The 13,736-nt window shown below is 72.0% G+C and carries 10 protein-coding genes; 6 read left to right on the top strand and 4 right to left on the bottom strand.

Annotated elements, in window-relative coordinates:
* Positions 1 to 5 precede the first annotated feature (5 nt).
* From ACIQ7M_RS23875 to ACIQ7M_RS23860, 4 genes are all read left to right on the top strand, one after another.
* On the top strand, positions 6 to 935 hold the full coding sequence (locus tag ACIQ7M_RS23875; protein WP_403647627.1) for an NAD-dependent epimerase/dehydratase family protein: 930 nt from the start codon (positions 6 to 8) through the stop codon (positions 933 to 935).
* Entirely contained in the window at positions 932 to 1,594 is a 663-nt protein-coding gene (locus ACIQ7M_RS23870; protein WP_403647624.1) for a spherulation-specific family 4 protein, read from the top strand. The genes ACIQ7M_RS23875 and ACIQ7M_RS23870 overlap by 4 nt, the downstream gene beginning before the upstream one ends.
* A gap of 228 nt (positions 1,595 to 1,822) precedes the next feature.
* Positions 1,823 to 3,682 carry a M1 family aminopeptidase gene (locus ACIQ7M_RS23865; protein ID WP_403647621.1) on the top strand — a complete coding sequence of 620 codons (1,860 nt, stop codon included), beginning with the start codon at positions 1,823 to 1,825 and terminating at the stop codon, positions 3,680 to 3,682.
* A 178-nt stretch (positions 3,683 to 3,860) separates the two neighbouring features.
* The gene (locus ACIQ7M_RS23860; protein ID WP_403647618.1) at positions 3,861 to 4,832 is read left to right on the top strand and encodes an alpha/beta hydrolase; all 972 of its coding nucleotides are present in this window, start codon (positions 3,861 to 3,863) and stop codon (positions 4,830 to 4,832) included.
* A 49-nt stretch (positions 4,833 to 4,881) separates the two neighbouring features.
* Here the strand turns inward: ACIQ7M_RS23860 and ACIQ7M_RS23855 are convergent, their stop codons facing one another.
* From ACIQ7M_RS23855 to sthA, 4 genes are all read right to left on the bottom strand, one after another.
* Positions 4,882 to 6,249: a VWA domain-containing protein gene (locus ACIQ7M_RS23855; protein WP_403647615.1), complete on the bottom strand. Its 1,368-nt coding sequence runs from the start codon at positions 6,247 to 6,249 to the stop codon at positions 4,882 to 4,884.
* A complete protein-coding gene (locus tag ACIQ7M_RS23850; RefSeq protein ID WP_386985347.1) occupies positions 6,246 to 7,103 on the bottom strand; it encodes an AAA family ATPase in 858 nt (285 codons plus the stop codon). The genes ACIQ7M_RS23855 and ACIQ7M_RS23850 overlap by 4 nt, the downstream gene beginning before the upstream one ends.
* A gap of 104 nt (positions 7,104 to 7,207) precedes the next feature.
* A complete protein-coding gene (locus tag ACIQ7M_RS23845; protein WP_403647612.1) occupies positions 7,208 to 8,149 on the bottom strand; it encodes an NADP-dependent oxidoreductase in 942 nt (313 codons plus the stop codon).
* A gap of 303 nt (positions 8,150 to 8,452) precedes the next feature.
* Positions 8,453 to 9,856: a Si-specific NAD(P)(+) transhydrogenase gene (gene sthA, locus ACIQ7M_RS23840; protein WP_403647609.1), complete on the bottom strand. Its 1,404-nt coding sequence runs from the start codon at positions 9,854 to 9,856 to the stop codon at positions 8,453 to 8,455.
* A gap of 394 nt (positions 9,857 to 10,250) precedes the next feature.
* Here sthA and ACIQ7M_RS23835 point away from each other — a divergent pair, with 394 nt between their 5' ends.
* Complete coding sequence (locus ACIQ7M_RS23835) at positions 10,251 to 11,603, top strand: MFS transporter (RefSeq protein ID WP_403647606.1); 1,353 nt, start codon at positions 10,251 to 10,253, stop codon at positions 11,601 to 11,603.
* A gap of 203 nt (positions 11,604 to 11,806) precedes the next feature.
* Positions 11,807 to 13,708: an AMP-dependent synthetase/ligase gene (locus tag ACIQ7M_RS23830; protein ID WP_403647603.1), complete on the top strand. Its 1,902-nt coding sequence runs from the start codon at positions 11,807 to 11,809 to the stop codon at positions 13,706 to 13,708.
* The last annotated feature ends 28 nt before the right edge of the window (positions 13,709 to 13,736 follow it).

Raw genomic sequence — 13,736 nt, 5'->3', positions numbered from 1 at the left:
ACCGCATGCGCATTCTCGTCCTGGGCTTCACCGGCTATCTGGGCGGCCATGTCGCCGAGCACCTGCGCACCCTCCCGGGCGTGCGGGTGCTCGGCGGCGGGCGCTCGCCCGCCGCCGAGTTCGGCATCGACCTGGCCACCGCCCGCCGGGAGCTGCTGGTCCCGGCCCTGGCCGCGGCCGCGCCCGACGCCGTCGTCAACTGCGCGGGCGCGACCGGCGGCGACGCCGTGACCCTCTCCGAGGTCAACTCCCGTGGTCCCGCCGTCCTGTGCGCCGCGCTGCGCGAGGCGGCGCCGGCCGCCCGGCTGGTCCATCTGGGGTCGGCCGCCGAGTACGGTCCCGGCGTCCGGGACACCGCCGTGACCGAGTCCTCGGCCACCTGTCCCCTCACTCCGTACGGGGCCACCAAGCTCGCGGGCACGGTCACCGTCACCACTTCCGGCCTCGACGCGGTGGTACTGCGGGTCGGCAACCCCGTGGGTCCCGGAGCACCGTCCACGGGGCTGCCGGGCCGGATCGCGGGGCTGCTCCGCGACGCCGGCCCCGACCCGGACGCGGTCGTCCGGCTGGGGGACCTCTCGGCGTACCGTGACTTCGTGGACGTGCGCGATGTGGCACGGGCGGCCGCGGCCGCCGCGACGGCCCCCGGACCTCTGCCGCGGGTCCTGAACATCGGTTGCGGCAAGGCCGTCCCGGTGCGCGAACTGGTCGGCGGTCTGGCACGGGTCGCCGGGTTCCGGGGACGCATCGAGGAGAACGGCGGCGGCTCCGCGCGTTCGGGCGAGGTGTCGTGGCAGTGCTCCGACATCACCGCCGCCGAGGAAGCGCTCGGCTGGCGGCCCGCGCTGACGCTCGACGACTCGCTGGCCGCGCTCTGGCGGGCCACGGCGGGAGCCGGTTCCCTCCCGCGGGCCGAAGGCGACCGCACCCCATGAGCCTGCTGATTCCACTGTACGTCCACCCGGCCGAGGACCCGGGGGCCTGGCACCGTCTGATCGCGGCGGCCGACGGGACGTACGGGGTCGTCATCAACCCGGCCGACGGACCTGGCCGGGGCCCGGATCCCGCGTTCGCCGCGGCGGCGGACGCGCTGAGCTCGGCGGGGGCCCGGCTGCTCGGTTACGTCGACACGGACTACGGCGCGCGCGATCCGGATCTCGTCGCGGACGAGGTCCTGCGGCACCGGGACTGGTACGGAACCCAGGGGTGTTTCCTCGACCGGGTGGCGCCCACTCCGGAGGCGCTGCCCGGTTGCCGGCGGCTGGTGCAGGAGCTGCGCCGGACCGGTACGGCTCCGGTCGTGCTGAACATGGGAGTCCACCCGGCGCCGGGGTACGCCCGTTGCGCGGATCTGCTCGTCACGTTCGAGGGCCACTGGTCCACCTATGTGTCGGCGTTCAGCAGACCGGCGTGGACCATGCGGCATCCGCCCGAGCGGTTCTGTCATCTGGTCTACGGCGTCCCCGAGGCACTCGTCCCGCTGGCCGTGCGCACCGCGCGTGACCGCGGTGCGGCGGTGGCCGGACCGGTGATCGGCGAACTCCCCAATCCCTGGTCGCGGTTGACCCCCGCCCTGAGCCGGCCGGGGTCCTGAGCGGCATCCGGCCCGCGCACTCTCCTTTGCCGTGGATTGATGGCATGTCTAGGTCAAATCTGCGAGGCTTTCCGATGCCGTCGCCCTGACCCCAGGGTGACGGCACGGAAATCTCACCAGGCGACCGCGCGCACCCGTGCGCGGATCGCGGCCACCCAGCGGCGCACCCCAGTCGTCCCGGGCGGCCACCGAGCTGCCGGAATCCCGGCCGCCTCAAAGGAGTTTCGTGTGAGACCGACCCCCCTCAAGGCCCTGGCGCGCGCCGTCGTCGTCGCCGCCCTGGCCGCCGTCTCGCTCCCCGGCATCCCCGCGGCCGCCGAGACGAGCACCGCACCGGCCGCCGCGGCGGCCTGCACGCCCGCCCAGGTGGTGACCAACGGCGGCTTCGAGAGCGGCGCTTCGCCCTGGACCCAGTCCTCGACCTCCGTGATCACCAGCCGCACCGGCCAGACCGCCCACGGCGGCACCACCTTCGCCTGGCTGGACGGCGTGGGCAGCACCCACACGGACACGCTCTCGCAGAGCGTCACGATCCCGTCCGGGTGCAGCAGTGCCAGTCTCACGTTCTGGCTGCACATCGACACGACCGAGACGACCTCGTCGACGGCCTACGACAAGCTGACGGCGAAGATCGGCAGCACCACCCTGGCGACGTACTCGAACCTCAACAAGGCCTCGGGATACGTCCAGAAGACCTTCGACGTCTCGGCGTTCGCCGGCCAGACCGTCACCCTCGCCTTCACCGGCACGGAGGACTCCAGCCTCCAGACGAGCTTCGTCCTCGACGACATCGCCCTGAACACCTCGGGTGGAACGACCCCGCCGGCCGACTCCACCCGTACCCCCGCCGCCCCCGGGTACACGGTCAGCCTGACCAGCAACACGAGCGGCACCTCCTGGAGCGGTCACGAGAGCGTGACCTTCACCAACGCCTCCTCCACCTCGCTCAGCGAGGTGTACCTGAGGCTGTGGGACAACTACCACGGCACCTGCTCCGCGATGCCCATCGTCGTCAGCAACGTCAGCGGCGGCACCGCCGGCTCGCTCTCGGTGGCCTGCACAGCGCTCCAGATCAGCCTGTCGTCACCGCTGGCGCAGGGCCAGAGCGCGACGATCGGCTTCGACCTGGCCATCACCGTGCCCAGCGGCGCCGACCGCTTCGGCTACGACGGGGCCTTCGTCAACATCGGCAACGCCCTGCCGGTACTCGCGGTCAAGGACGGCTCCGGCTGGCACCTGGACCCGTACACCAACAACGGCGAGTCCTTCTACTCCCTGGCCGCCGACTTCAAGGTGACGCTCGACCATCCGACGAGCCTCCTCGTCCCGGCCACCGGCACCTCGGTCGACACCGCCGGTTCGAGCGGACGTACGGTCACCACGGCCACGGCCTCCAAGGTCCGGGACTTCGCCTGGGCCGCCGGTCCGTTCAGCAAGATCTCCGGCACCTCCACCGCCGGCACCGCGATCAACATCTACTCCGTCTCGGGCATCAGCTCCTCCGACTCCCAGTCGATGCTCTCCACCGCCAAGTCCGCGGTGGACGCCCACGCCGCGCGCTTCGGCGCGTACCCGTACGGCGAGCTGGACGCGGTCATCGACAACAACTACTGGTTCGGCGGCATGGAGTACCCCGGATTCGTCCTCGACCTGGTCAGCACCACGGCGCTCACCCACGAGATCGGGCACCAGTGGTTCTACGGGATCGTCGGTGACGACGAGTACAACAACCCTTGGCTCGACGAGGCGTTCACCGACTACGCCACCGACCTCGCGCAGGGCAAGACCGGAACGAGCTGCTGGAGCAGCGTCTCCTGGGCGTCGAGCGCGGAGAACATCACCAACTCGATGGCCTACTGGGACGCCCACTCGTCCCGCTACTCCACCGTCGTCTACGGCTACGGCAAGTGCGCCCTGCACGACCTGCGGCGCGTGCTCGGCGACACCGTCATGGCCAACCTGCTGAAGAGCTACGCCACTTCGCACTGGTACGGCGTCTCGACCACGGCCGAGTTCAAGGCGGCCGCCCAGGCCGCCACGACCACGGACCTGACGTCGTTCTGGACGACCCACCGCATCGTGGGCTGACGGGTCCTCCCCGGTCCGGCCCTCTCCCGTTCGTCGCGGTGGCGCCCTCGGGCGCCACCGCGGCGGGCATGGCCGGCCGGGCCGGGGGCAGGTTCCGCCGTACGGCGGCTCCCGGTCCGGGAGCACGGCGCCCGATCATGGCATCCGGGAGCCGCCGGGCTCGGCACGAGGAGACGTCATGCTGTTGGTACCGCCCCCGTTCGACCCCGAACTGGACGCCGCCCTCGCGGCGGCCGGGCCCTCCGTGCCGTCCGGGCCGACCCTGGCGGACATCGCCGCCCTGCGCGCCGTGCAGCGGGCCGCCGTACCCGCGTACGACCTCACCGACGGCGGCGCCTTCACGACCACGGACCTGACGGTGCCGGGGCCGCCGGGGGCCCCCGACATCTCGCTGTTCGTCATCCGGCCCGTGGCGCCGCCCGAGCACGGGCCGCGCCCGGTGATCTACCACTCCCACGGCGGCGGGATGGTCCTCGGCACCAACCGGGCCGGGGCGGAGGTCGTCCTGGAGTGGGCGAGGGAGCTGGACGCGGTCGTGGTGTCCGTGGAGTACCGGCTGGCACCCGAACACCCGTACCCGGCCGGGGTGGAGGACGTCTACGCCGGACTGCTGTGGACGGCGCGGCACGCCGGGGAGCTCGGCGGCGATCCGGAGCGGATCGTGATCGCGGGCGCCAGCGCGGGCGGGGGCCTCACCGCGGCGCTCGCCCTGCTGGCCCGGGACCGGAAGGGACCGCGGCCGCTGGGGCAGGTCCTGATGTATCCGATGCTCGACGACCGCAACGACACTCCGTCCGCGCACCAGATGGCGGGCGTCGGCGCCTGGGACCGTACGGCCAACGAGACCGCCTGGACCGCCGTGCTGGGCGACGCCCGCGGCGGCCCGGACGTGCCCGCCTATGCCGCCCCCGCGCGTGCCGCGGACCTGTCCGGGCTGCCCCCGGCCTTCCTGGACGTCGGCTCCGCGGAGACCTTCCGGGACGAGGCCGTCGCCTACGCGTCGCGGATCTGGCAGGCGGGCGGCGTGGCCGAGCTGCACGTGTGGCCCGGGGGCTTCCACGGCTTCGACGCCTTCGCCCCGCACACCGGGCTCGCCCGGGCCGCCCGCGCCGCCCGGCTCGTCTGGCTGCGCAGGCTGCTGGCACGCTGACGGCCTCCTGGCGCGGCGACGGCCGGGACCCGCCGTGCCCGTGGGCCCTTCAGACGGGCAGCAGGCGGCCGATCAGCGCGCTGAGCTGCTGGGCGTTGCGGCACTCGTGCATCTCCACGAGGTCGGCGTAGGCGAGAGCGGCCGAGTCGCCCGTCCCCCACTGCGAGCGCGCCTCGGGGTTCAGCCAGTACAGGCGGCGGGCCTGCCGGGTGAGCTGCCGTACGGCGGGCAGGTTGGGGTCGCTCATGTTCGTCCGGGCGTCGCCGAGGACGAAGACGGTCGTCCGGGAGCCGACCGCGCCGGTGTACCGCTCGGCGAACTCGCCGAGGGCGACGCCGTAGTCGCTGCTGCCGTGCCAGCCCGTGATCGCCGCCTCCGCGCGGATCCGGGCGCTCAGCCCCTCGGGGTCGGCGGCGCCCGGCCCGATGAGACCGGTCACCTCGTCGACGCGGTTGACGAAGGCGAACACCCGCACCTTGCTGAACTGGTCGTGCAGCGCCTGCACGAGCAGCATCGTGAAGTCCGAGAAGCCCGACACCGATCCCGACACGTCGCACAGCAGCACCAGTTCGGGCCGCACGGGGCGGCGCCTGCGCAGCACGGGGCGCATCGGCACCCCGCCCGTGGACAGCGATCCGCGCAGGGTGCGCCGCAGGTCGATGGTGCCGCGGTGGGCGCGGCGGCGGCGCGCGGCGAGACGGGTGGCCAGTTTGCGGGCCAGCGGCTGCACGGCCTTGCGCAGTTCGGCGAGCCGGTCCCGGCCGGCGAACAGGAAGTCGACGCGGTCGGCGGTCGGGGCGACCGCGCGCCGGGCGATCTCGTCACGGTCGCGCCGCTCGGCGATCCGCCGCCGTGCCTCCGACGCGACCTGCCGGCGGAACACCTCGATACGCCGGCGGATCTCGTCCTCCAGCAGCCGGTCGGTGAACCCCGCCGCGCCGCCCCCCGTACGGACGGTGTCCCGCACACGGGCCAGCAGTGTCTGCGGCCGCAGTCGGTCGAGGGTCTGGTACGACGACCAGCCGTCCGTCGCCGTCGTACCACCGTAGCCGCCGAACCCGTCGACGGCCTCGATCGCCAACTGCCCCATGAGCGCCTGGTCGTCGGCGGCCAGGGCGGCCGCCAGGCGCTCGCGCAGCTCGTCCCGGTCCGCGGGCGCCGAGCCGTCCGGCCCGCCCACGCCCCGCGGAAAGTACACGTCGAAGACGGGGTCGAACACCCGGCGCTGCCCCGGGTTGTGGAGGAGGGTGGCGGCTAGGCCCTCGCGCAGCCGGTCACGGTCGGCGAAGCCCAGCGCCGCCACCGCCCGCGCGGCGTCCACGGTCTCGCCGGTGCCGATCCGCACACCGTGCGAGCGCAGCGCGCCGACGAGTCCGGTCAGCCGGTCCGCGGCACCGTCCGCCGGCACGGCGTTCACACGGCGCCCAGGTCGAGCTTGGCCGCCGCCTTCAGTACGTCGTCCTGGTGCTTGAGGATCACGCCGAGGCTGTCGCGTACGACGTTCTCGTCGAGGGTGCCGGCGCCCAGCGCGAGCAGGGTGCGGGCCCAGTCGATGGTCTCGGCGACGGAGGGGGCCTTCCGCAGGTCCATCTCCCGCAGCGCCCCGACGACCCGGACGACGGACTCGGTGAGCGACTCGTCGAGTCCGGGCACCTTGAGCCGGACGATCCTGCGCTCCAACTCCTCGTCGGGGAAGCCGATGTGGAGGAAGAGGCAGCGGCGGCGCAGGGCCTCGGACAGTTCACGGCTCGCGTTCGAGGTGAGCACCACGAAGGGGCGGCTGGTCGCCGTGATCGTGCCCAGTTCGGGGACGGTGACCTGGAAGTCGCTGAGCACTTCGAGCAGCAGGCCCTCGACCTCGATGTCGGCCTTGTCGGTCTCGTCGATCAGCAGGACCTTCGGATCGTCGCCGCGGATGGCGGTCAGCAGCGGGCGCGGCAGCAGGAACTCCTCGGAGAAGATGTCCGTGCGGGTCTCGTCCCACGTCTCGTCCCGGCCCGCGGTGATGCGCAGAAGCTGCTTGGCGTGGTTCCACTCGTACAACGCCCGTGACTCGTCCACGCCTTCGTAGCACTGGAGGCGGACGAGCCGGGCTCCGGCGACCTGGGCGACGGCCTTGGCGAGTTCGGTCTTGCCGACGCCCGCGGGGCCCTCCACGAGGAGGGGTTTGCCGAGCCGGTCGGCCAGGAAGACCGTGGTGGCGACCGCGGGCGACGCCAGATAGCCCGTGTCGGCGAGGCGTGCCGAGACGTCGTCGACGGATGTGAACAGCAACGGGGCCTCCAGCACGCGCGAACGAGGTCGGAACCACTATCTAAGCGCTTGTTCACCCTCGCTGTCACGTGTGACGGCCCCCACCAGGCAGCGACGCCCGCCTAGGAGACCCGCAGGACGATCTTGCCGCGCCGGTGCTCGCGTTCGAGGGCCGCGTAGGCGCCCGGCGCGCTTTCCAGGGGAAGGATCCGGTCGACCTGCGGCATCAGCCGGCCCGCCTCGACGAGTGCCGTCAGCTCCTCCAGACCGGCACGGTCCGGCTCGACCACGAAGAACACCGCGCGGGCGTCCGTCCCCTCCGGCGGCGACGGCGGCTCGACGACGCCGACCAGGACTCCGCCCGGGCGCAGCACTTCCCAGGACCGGGCCAGTGTGTCCCCTCCGACGGTGTCGAAGACGACATCCACGTCCTTCACCTCGTCCTCGAAGCGCTGCGCGGCGTAGTCGATCACGGTCTCGGCGCCGAGGCCCGCCACGAAGTCCGCGTCCCCGGCCGAGGCGGTCGCCGTCACCTCGGCCCCCAGCGCGGCCGCGACCTGGACGGCGAGCGAGCCCACGCCGCCCGCGCCGCCGTGCACCAGCACGCGCGCCCCGGCCGTGACGCCCGCGTGGTCGACCAGGCCCTGCCACGCGGTGAGGCCCGCGAGCGGCAGCGCGGCCGTCCGTTCGTGGTCGAGCGGCCCGGGCTTCGCGGCGAGCACCGCCGCGGGCACGGTCACGTACTCGGCGGCGGCTCCGTCCCGGGTGAAGGGGATCAGTCCGTAGACCGCCTCGCCGGGCCTGAAGTCCGTCACCCCGTGGCCGAGCTCGGCCACGACCCCGGAGACCTCCTTGGACGGCACGGCCGGCAGCCGCGGGCTGCCGCCGTCGAGGCCGTCGGTCCAGGTCGCGTCCCAGTCCAGCTCCCCCGGCGTGACGGACGCCGCCCGCACCTCGACCAGCACCTCGCCGTGACCGGGGACCGGCTTCGGCGCGTCCTCGCAGATCAGCTCCTCGGGACCACCCCGCCGATGACCGCGTACCGCCCGCATCGTGCCGTTCATCCGGCTCCTCCTCGTCGGGACGGCACAGGGCCGCCGTCGAGTCGGTCCCACCGGGTCCTCGGGCTCCGGCACGGACCGGCCGCTCTTCACGATAGTTCCGGGACGGGCGGCTTTCCTGCCGGGACGGCACAGAGGTCTGACCCGTCACCACGGGGGGAGCGACGGGCCAGACCCTGGGTCCACGGTGCCATGCCCGGACCGTGTCGCGCAGTACGTTCGCGAAGTCCCGTACGGCGATCTCGCGCGACGATCTCGTACGGAGATCCCGCACGGCGAGCCCGTACGGGAGTCCCGTACCGGCGGTCAGTCCCTGAGGCGGTCGATCTGGCGGATCTTGTTGGTCGCGTCCAACGCGGCGACCTTGTAGGACTCGGCGAGCGTCGGGTAGTTGAAGACGGCGTCGACCAGGTAGTCGACCGTTCCGCCGCAGCCCATGACGGACTGGCCGATGTGGATGAGCTCCGTCGCGCCGGTGCCGAAGCAGTGGACGCCGAGGAGCTTCCGGTCCTCGGGCGAGACCAGCAGCTTCAGCATGCCGTGCGAGTCGCCGATGATCTGTCCCCGGGCCAGTTCGCGGTAGCGGGACACGCCCACCTCGAACGGCACGCAGTCCTCGGTGAGCTGGTCCTCGGTCCGGCCGATGAAGCTGATCTCCGGGATGGTGTAGATGCCGATCGGCTGGAGGTCGTGCATCCGGTTCACCGGCTCACCGCAGGCGTGGTACGCGGCCGTCCGGCCCTGTTCCATCGACGTGGCCGCGAGTGCCGGGAAGCCGATGACGTCACCGACGGCGTAGATGTGCGACACCTCGGTGCGGTAGTGCTCGTCGACCGTGATCCGCCCACGCGGGTCGGCGGACAACCCCGCCTTGCCGAGGTCGAGTTCGTCGGTGAGGCCCTGTCGCCCCGCCGAGTACATGACCGCGTCGGCGGGTATCTTCTTGCCGCTCTCCAGGACCGTTAGCGTGCCCCGGGAGTGCCGCTCCACGGCGGCGACGGTCTCGCCGAACCGGAAGGTGACGGCGAGGTCCCGCAGGTGGTACTTCAGCGACTCGATCACCTCGACGTCACAGAAGTCGAGCATCGCGGACCGCTTCTCGACCACCGTGATCTTGGAGCCGAGAGCGGCGAACATGGAGGCGTACTCCATGCCGATCACGCCGGCGCCGACGATGACCATGGAACGGGGCACCTGCTCCAGGTTCAGGACGTTGTCCGAGTCCATGATCGTCCGCCCGTCGAACTCGACGGTGTCGGGCCGCGCCGGACGTGTGCCCGTCGCGATGACGATGTGGTCGGCACTCAACCGCTTCTCGTTGCCGTTCGGCTCGACCAGGGCGACCGTGTGGTCGTCCACGAAGCGGCCGATGCCGGCGAACAGGGACACGTGGTTGCGCGAGAGTTGGCTGCGGATGACGTCCACCTCGCGGCTGACCACGTGCTCGGTGCGAGCGGTCAGATCGGCGACGGTGATGTCCTCCTTCAGCCGGTAGCTCTGGCCGTACAGATCCCGCTGGCTGAGGCCGCTGAGATACAGGACCGCCTCACGCAGCGTCTTGGAGGGGATGGTTCCGGTGTGGATGGAGACCCCGCCGACCATGTCGGGGCGGTCGATGACGGCGACCCGACGGCCGAGCTTCGCCGCTGCGATGGCGGCTTTTTGTCCACCCGGGCCGGATCCGATGACAAGCATGTCGAAGTCGCGCACCAACGGAGTCTGTCAGCCGGGGACCGCTTCCCGGAAGGGTGAACATGAGAGAAATCCGCCCGTGGCTCCCCGCCGGCCCGGCCTCTCGACAAGGGGCTCGCGTCTCGTGGCGGCGTGGAGGTGGCGGCGCGCTCACCGGCGGCCGACATCACTCGTCTCCCCTGTCACTTGCCGCTGTCTCCCCTGTCACTTGCCGCGCCGAGTCCGCCCGGCGCCGGAAGCGCGCGGGGCTCCCGCACCGACGTCCTCTCCCGCCCTCGGCGACACCCGTAATGTGGCCTTTGTCAAGAATGCTGGTAAAGGATGGATCGCGGGTATGGCGTTCTCAGAACCGGTCGATGACGAAGCGTCAGCCGACCCGGGTCAAGCCGGCGGGGAAAGCGGGGAGCCGTCCTTGCTCCCGCTGATCGCCGTGTGCGCCGGGTATTTCATGGTGATCCTGGACGTGACGATCGTCAGCGTCGCGGTGCCGGTGATCGGCCGGGAGATGTCGGCCTCTGTCACGGGCGTCCAGTGGATCACCGACGGATACACCCTGGTCTTCGCCGGCTTTCTGCTGCTGGGCGGCGCGTTGGGCGACCGGTGGGGAAACCGCCGGATCTTCTGCACGGGTGTGGCCGTGTTCACGGTGTCCTCCGCCGCCTGCGCCCTCGCGCCCGGCGCCCCCTTCCTGACCGCGGCCCGGCTGGTGGAGGGGTTGGGGGCGGCGTTGATCGTGCCCGGTTCGCTGGCGTTGCTCCGGCAGACCTATCACGCTCCGGCCGCTCGTTCGAGGGCCTTCGGGCTGTGGGGATCCATGGCCGGCATCGCGGCCTCGGCAGGGCCGCTGCTGGGCGGTCTGCTGGTGTCCACGGTCGGCTGGCGATGGGTGTTCCTGATCAATCTGCCGGTGGGCATCGCCTGTCTGCTGCTGACGCTGCGCCACGTGGGCTCCTCGCCCCGGTCGGTCTCCCGCGCCGTCGACTGGCCCGCGCAGTGTGCGGTGGTGACGGCGGTGGCGTTGCTGACGGGCGCGCTCAACGAGGCGGGACGACGCGGTTGGACCTCTCCGGCGGTCCTCGCCGGGGCGAGCCTGTCCGTACTGGCGGCCGTCGCCTTCGTCGTCCGCGAACGGCTGGCGCGATCCCCCGCGGTGCCGCTGAACCTGCTGTGGTCGCGCGCGCTGGGCGGCGGCGCCGCCATCGGCCTGCTCTTCAACTTCGGCTTCTACGCCATGGTGTTCACCGCCAGCCTGTACTTCCAGCACCAGCGCGGCTTCAGCGCGCTCGAAGCAGGGGCGGCGCTGCTCCCCGCGGTGGCGATGACCATGTTCGCCTCCGTCCTGTCGGCCCGGCTCGCCCGCCGTACCGGAGACCGGCCCCTGGTGATCGTCGGGATGCTCCTGGCCGCCGCGGGTCTGGCGGGCTGGACCGCGGCGGGCGCCGACCCCGCCTACCCCCTGCTCATCGCCCCCATGATGGCCGTGGGATTCGGCACCTCCTTCGCGCTCACCGGCACGACCTCGACCGTGATGGGCTCCGCGCCTCCGGCGTACTCGGGGACGGCTTCCGCCCTCTTCAACACGGCCCGCCAGGTGGGCAGTGCCACCGGTGTCGCCCTCGGCGGCACCCTGCTCGCCACCGCGACCACCTATGGCGAAGGGCTCCGCGTCAGCACGGCCGTCGGTGCGTTCGCCTACCTGACCGCCGCCGGGCTCGCGTGGTACTGCGTACCCCCCACATCCGAACCCGCCGTTCCCGGCCCGTAGACCCGGGCACACCCGCCGTGCCCGCGCCCCGGGTGGAGCTCCGCACCGCCTCCGGCCGACAGGCCGATCGAACGAGGACTCGGCAGCGGCCACGGCATACGGGAACAGGACACGGAACGCTCCCCAGTGGGCTACATTCAGTAATCCTTGGCATCGGCGCCTCCGGGGGTGAGGTCGCGTCGAGGAGAATCCCGGAGCGGCGCATGCATCAGTCCCACCTTTCCGCACCGCCGATCGCACCCACCCAGGGGGGACTTGCCGACAGCCTCCGCGTGACGGCGCTCAACACCCCCGATCTGCCGCAGCTCGCGCGCCGCGCCGAAGGCCCATCGGGCGGCTGGGTCCAGGTGACGGCGGCCGAGCTGTGGGACGAAGTCGTCGACGTGGCACGGGGGTTCGTCCGGTCCGGCATCCGGCCGGGCGACCGTGTGGCCATCATGGCGCGCACCCGGTACGAGTGGACGGTGCTCAGCTATGCCCTGTGGTCGGTGGGCGCCGAGATCGTGCCGGTCTATCCGACGTCGTCGCACGAGCAGGTCGCGTGGATCCTGCGGGACGCGCACTGCGTGGGCGTGGTGGTCGAGGACGAACAGGGCATCATGACGGTCGGTTCCGCGTGCGCCGCGCTCCCGTTCCTGCGCCACGTCTGGCAGTTGGACGCCGGCGCGATGGCCCAGCTCGTGGAGCGCGGCCGGTCGATACCCGCGAACGCGGTCGACTCGCTGCGCCGGATCGTGCTGGCCGACTCGACCGCGGTCGTCGCGTACACCTCCGGCACGACGGGACAGCCCAAGGGCTGTGCCCTGTCCCACCGCAGCCTGGCGAGCCCCTGCGACACACTGCTCGAAGGCTGGAGGCGGACGGCGGCCCCGCCGGACACACAGCCGGCGGTGCTCGCGTTCCTGCCCTTCTCCCACGCCTACGGGCTGATGATCCAGGGGATCTGTCTGCGCGGCGGCATCCTGATGGGACACGAACCGGATCTGCGGGAGGAGACCCTCTCCGAGGCCATGCTCTCGTTCCGGCCGACCTATCTGTACGCCGTCCCGTCCGTGTTCGAGAGGATCTACAAGAACTTCGTGCGGGCGTCCCAACGGGCGGGCCGTGGCGTGCTGTTCGAGCGTGCCGTGCGCACGGCGCAGGACTTCGCCAGGGCCGAGGAGCAACAGCGGCTCGGTACGGGACCGGGCCCCGGTTTCGATCTGCGGCTCCAGCACTCCCTCTACGAGAAGACGGTGTACAGGCGGCTGCGCGCCGCACTCGGCGGACGCGTGTGCGGCGCGGTCTCGGGCGGCTCTCCGCTGAACCGCGAACTCGCCCTGTTCTTCGCGGGAATCGGCATCTTCGTCCACGACGGATACGGACTCACCGAGACCAGCGGAGGCATCACCGCCCAGCCGGTCGGGCGGGAGAAGTTCGGGACCGTCGGACGTCCGCTGCCGGGCACGGAGATCCATGTGTCCGACGACGGGGAGATCCTCGTGTGGGGGCCCTCCGTGTTCCAGGGCTACATCAACGACGCCGCGGCGACAGCGGCCTCGTTCCGCGACGGCTGGCTGGCGACCGGGGACATCGGCCGGGTCGACTCCGAGGGCTATCTGACCATCACCGGGCGCAAGAAGGACATCATCATCACCAGCGGGGGCAAGAGCGTGGCCCCCGCGGCGCTGGAGGAACGGCTGCGGGTCCATCCGCTCATCCATCAGGCGGCCGTCGTGGGCGACAACAGGCCCTGTGTGGGCGCTCTCATCACCCTGGACCCGGAGTTCGTGACGCACTGGCGCGCGGCCCGGGCCAAGGGGGAGACACCGGCCCGGGACGCGCGCGAGGAGAACGAGCTGCGCGAGGAGGTCAGGCGCGCGGTCGCGGCGGCCAACTCCACCGTGTCCCGCTCCGAGTCCATCCGGGTCTTCCGTGTCCTCCCCGAACCCTTCGACATGTCCAACGGGCTGCTGACGCCGTCGCTGAAGCTGCGCCGGGACGCGATCGCCCAGCGGTACGCGGCCGAGATCGAGGCGATGTACCAGACCTCGACGCGGGTGCCGCGGGAGGCGATGATCGGCGACCCGTCGATCCTGGACGACTCCGACAACGTGTTCCGGTGACCGGGCTGCCGGGGACCGGCTGAAGCGT

Origin of the sequence: Streptomyces sp. NPDC096324 (assembly GCF_044763015.1) — a bacterium.
Taxonomy (GTDB): Bacteria; Actinomycetota; Actinomycetes; order Streptomycetales; family Streptomycetaceae; genus Streptomyces.
Note: the sequence above shows the minus strand (reverse complement) of the source record. Positions and strands in the feature narration are given on the sequence as shown.

What these genes read in the sequence shown, in the direction of transcription:
- ACIQ7M_RS23875 (WP_403647627.1), top strand. Translation starts at nt 6, where the DNA reads ATGCGCATTCTCGTCCTGGGCTTCACCGGCTATCTGGGCGGCCATGTC.
- ACIQ7M_RS23870 (WP_403647624.1), top strand. Translation starts at nt 932, where the DNA reads ATGAGCCTGCTGATTCCACTGTACGTCCACCCGGCCGAGGACCCGGGG.
- ACIQ7M_RS23860 (WP_403647618.1), top strand. Translation starts at nt 3,861, where the DNA reads ATGCTGTTGGTACCGCCCCCGTTCGACCCCGAACTGGACGCCGCCCTC.
- ACIQ7M_RS23845 (WP_403647612.1), bottom strand. Translation starts at nt 8,149, where the DNA reads ATGAACGGCACGATGCGGGCGGTACGCGGTCATCGGCGGGGTGGTCCC.
- ACIQ7M_RS23830 (WP_403647603.1), top strand. Translation starts at nt 11,807, where the DNA reads ATGCATCAGTCCCACCTTTCCGCACCGCCGATCGCACCCACCCAGGGG.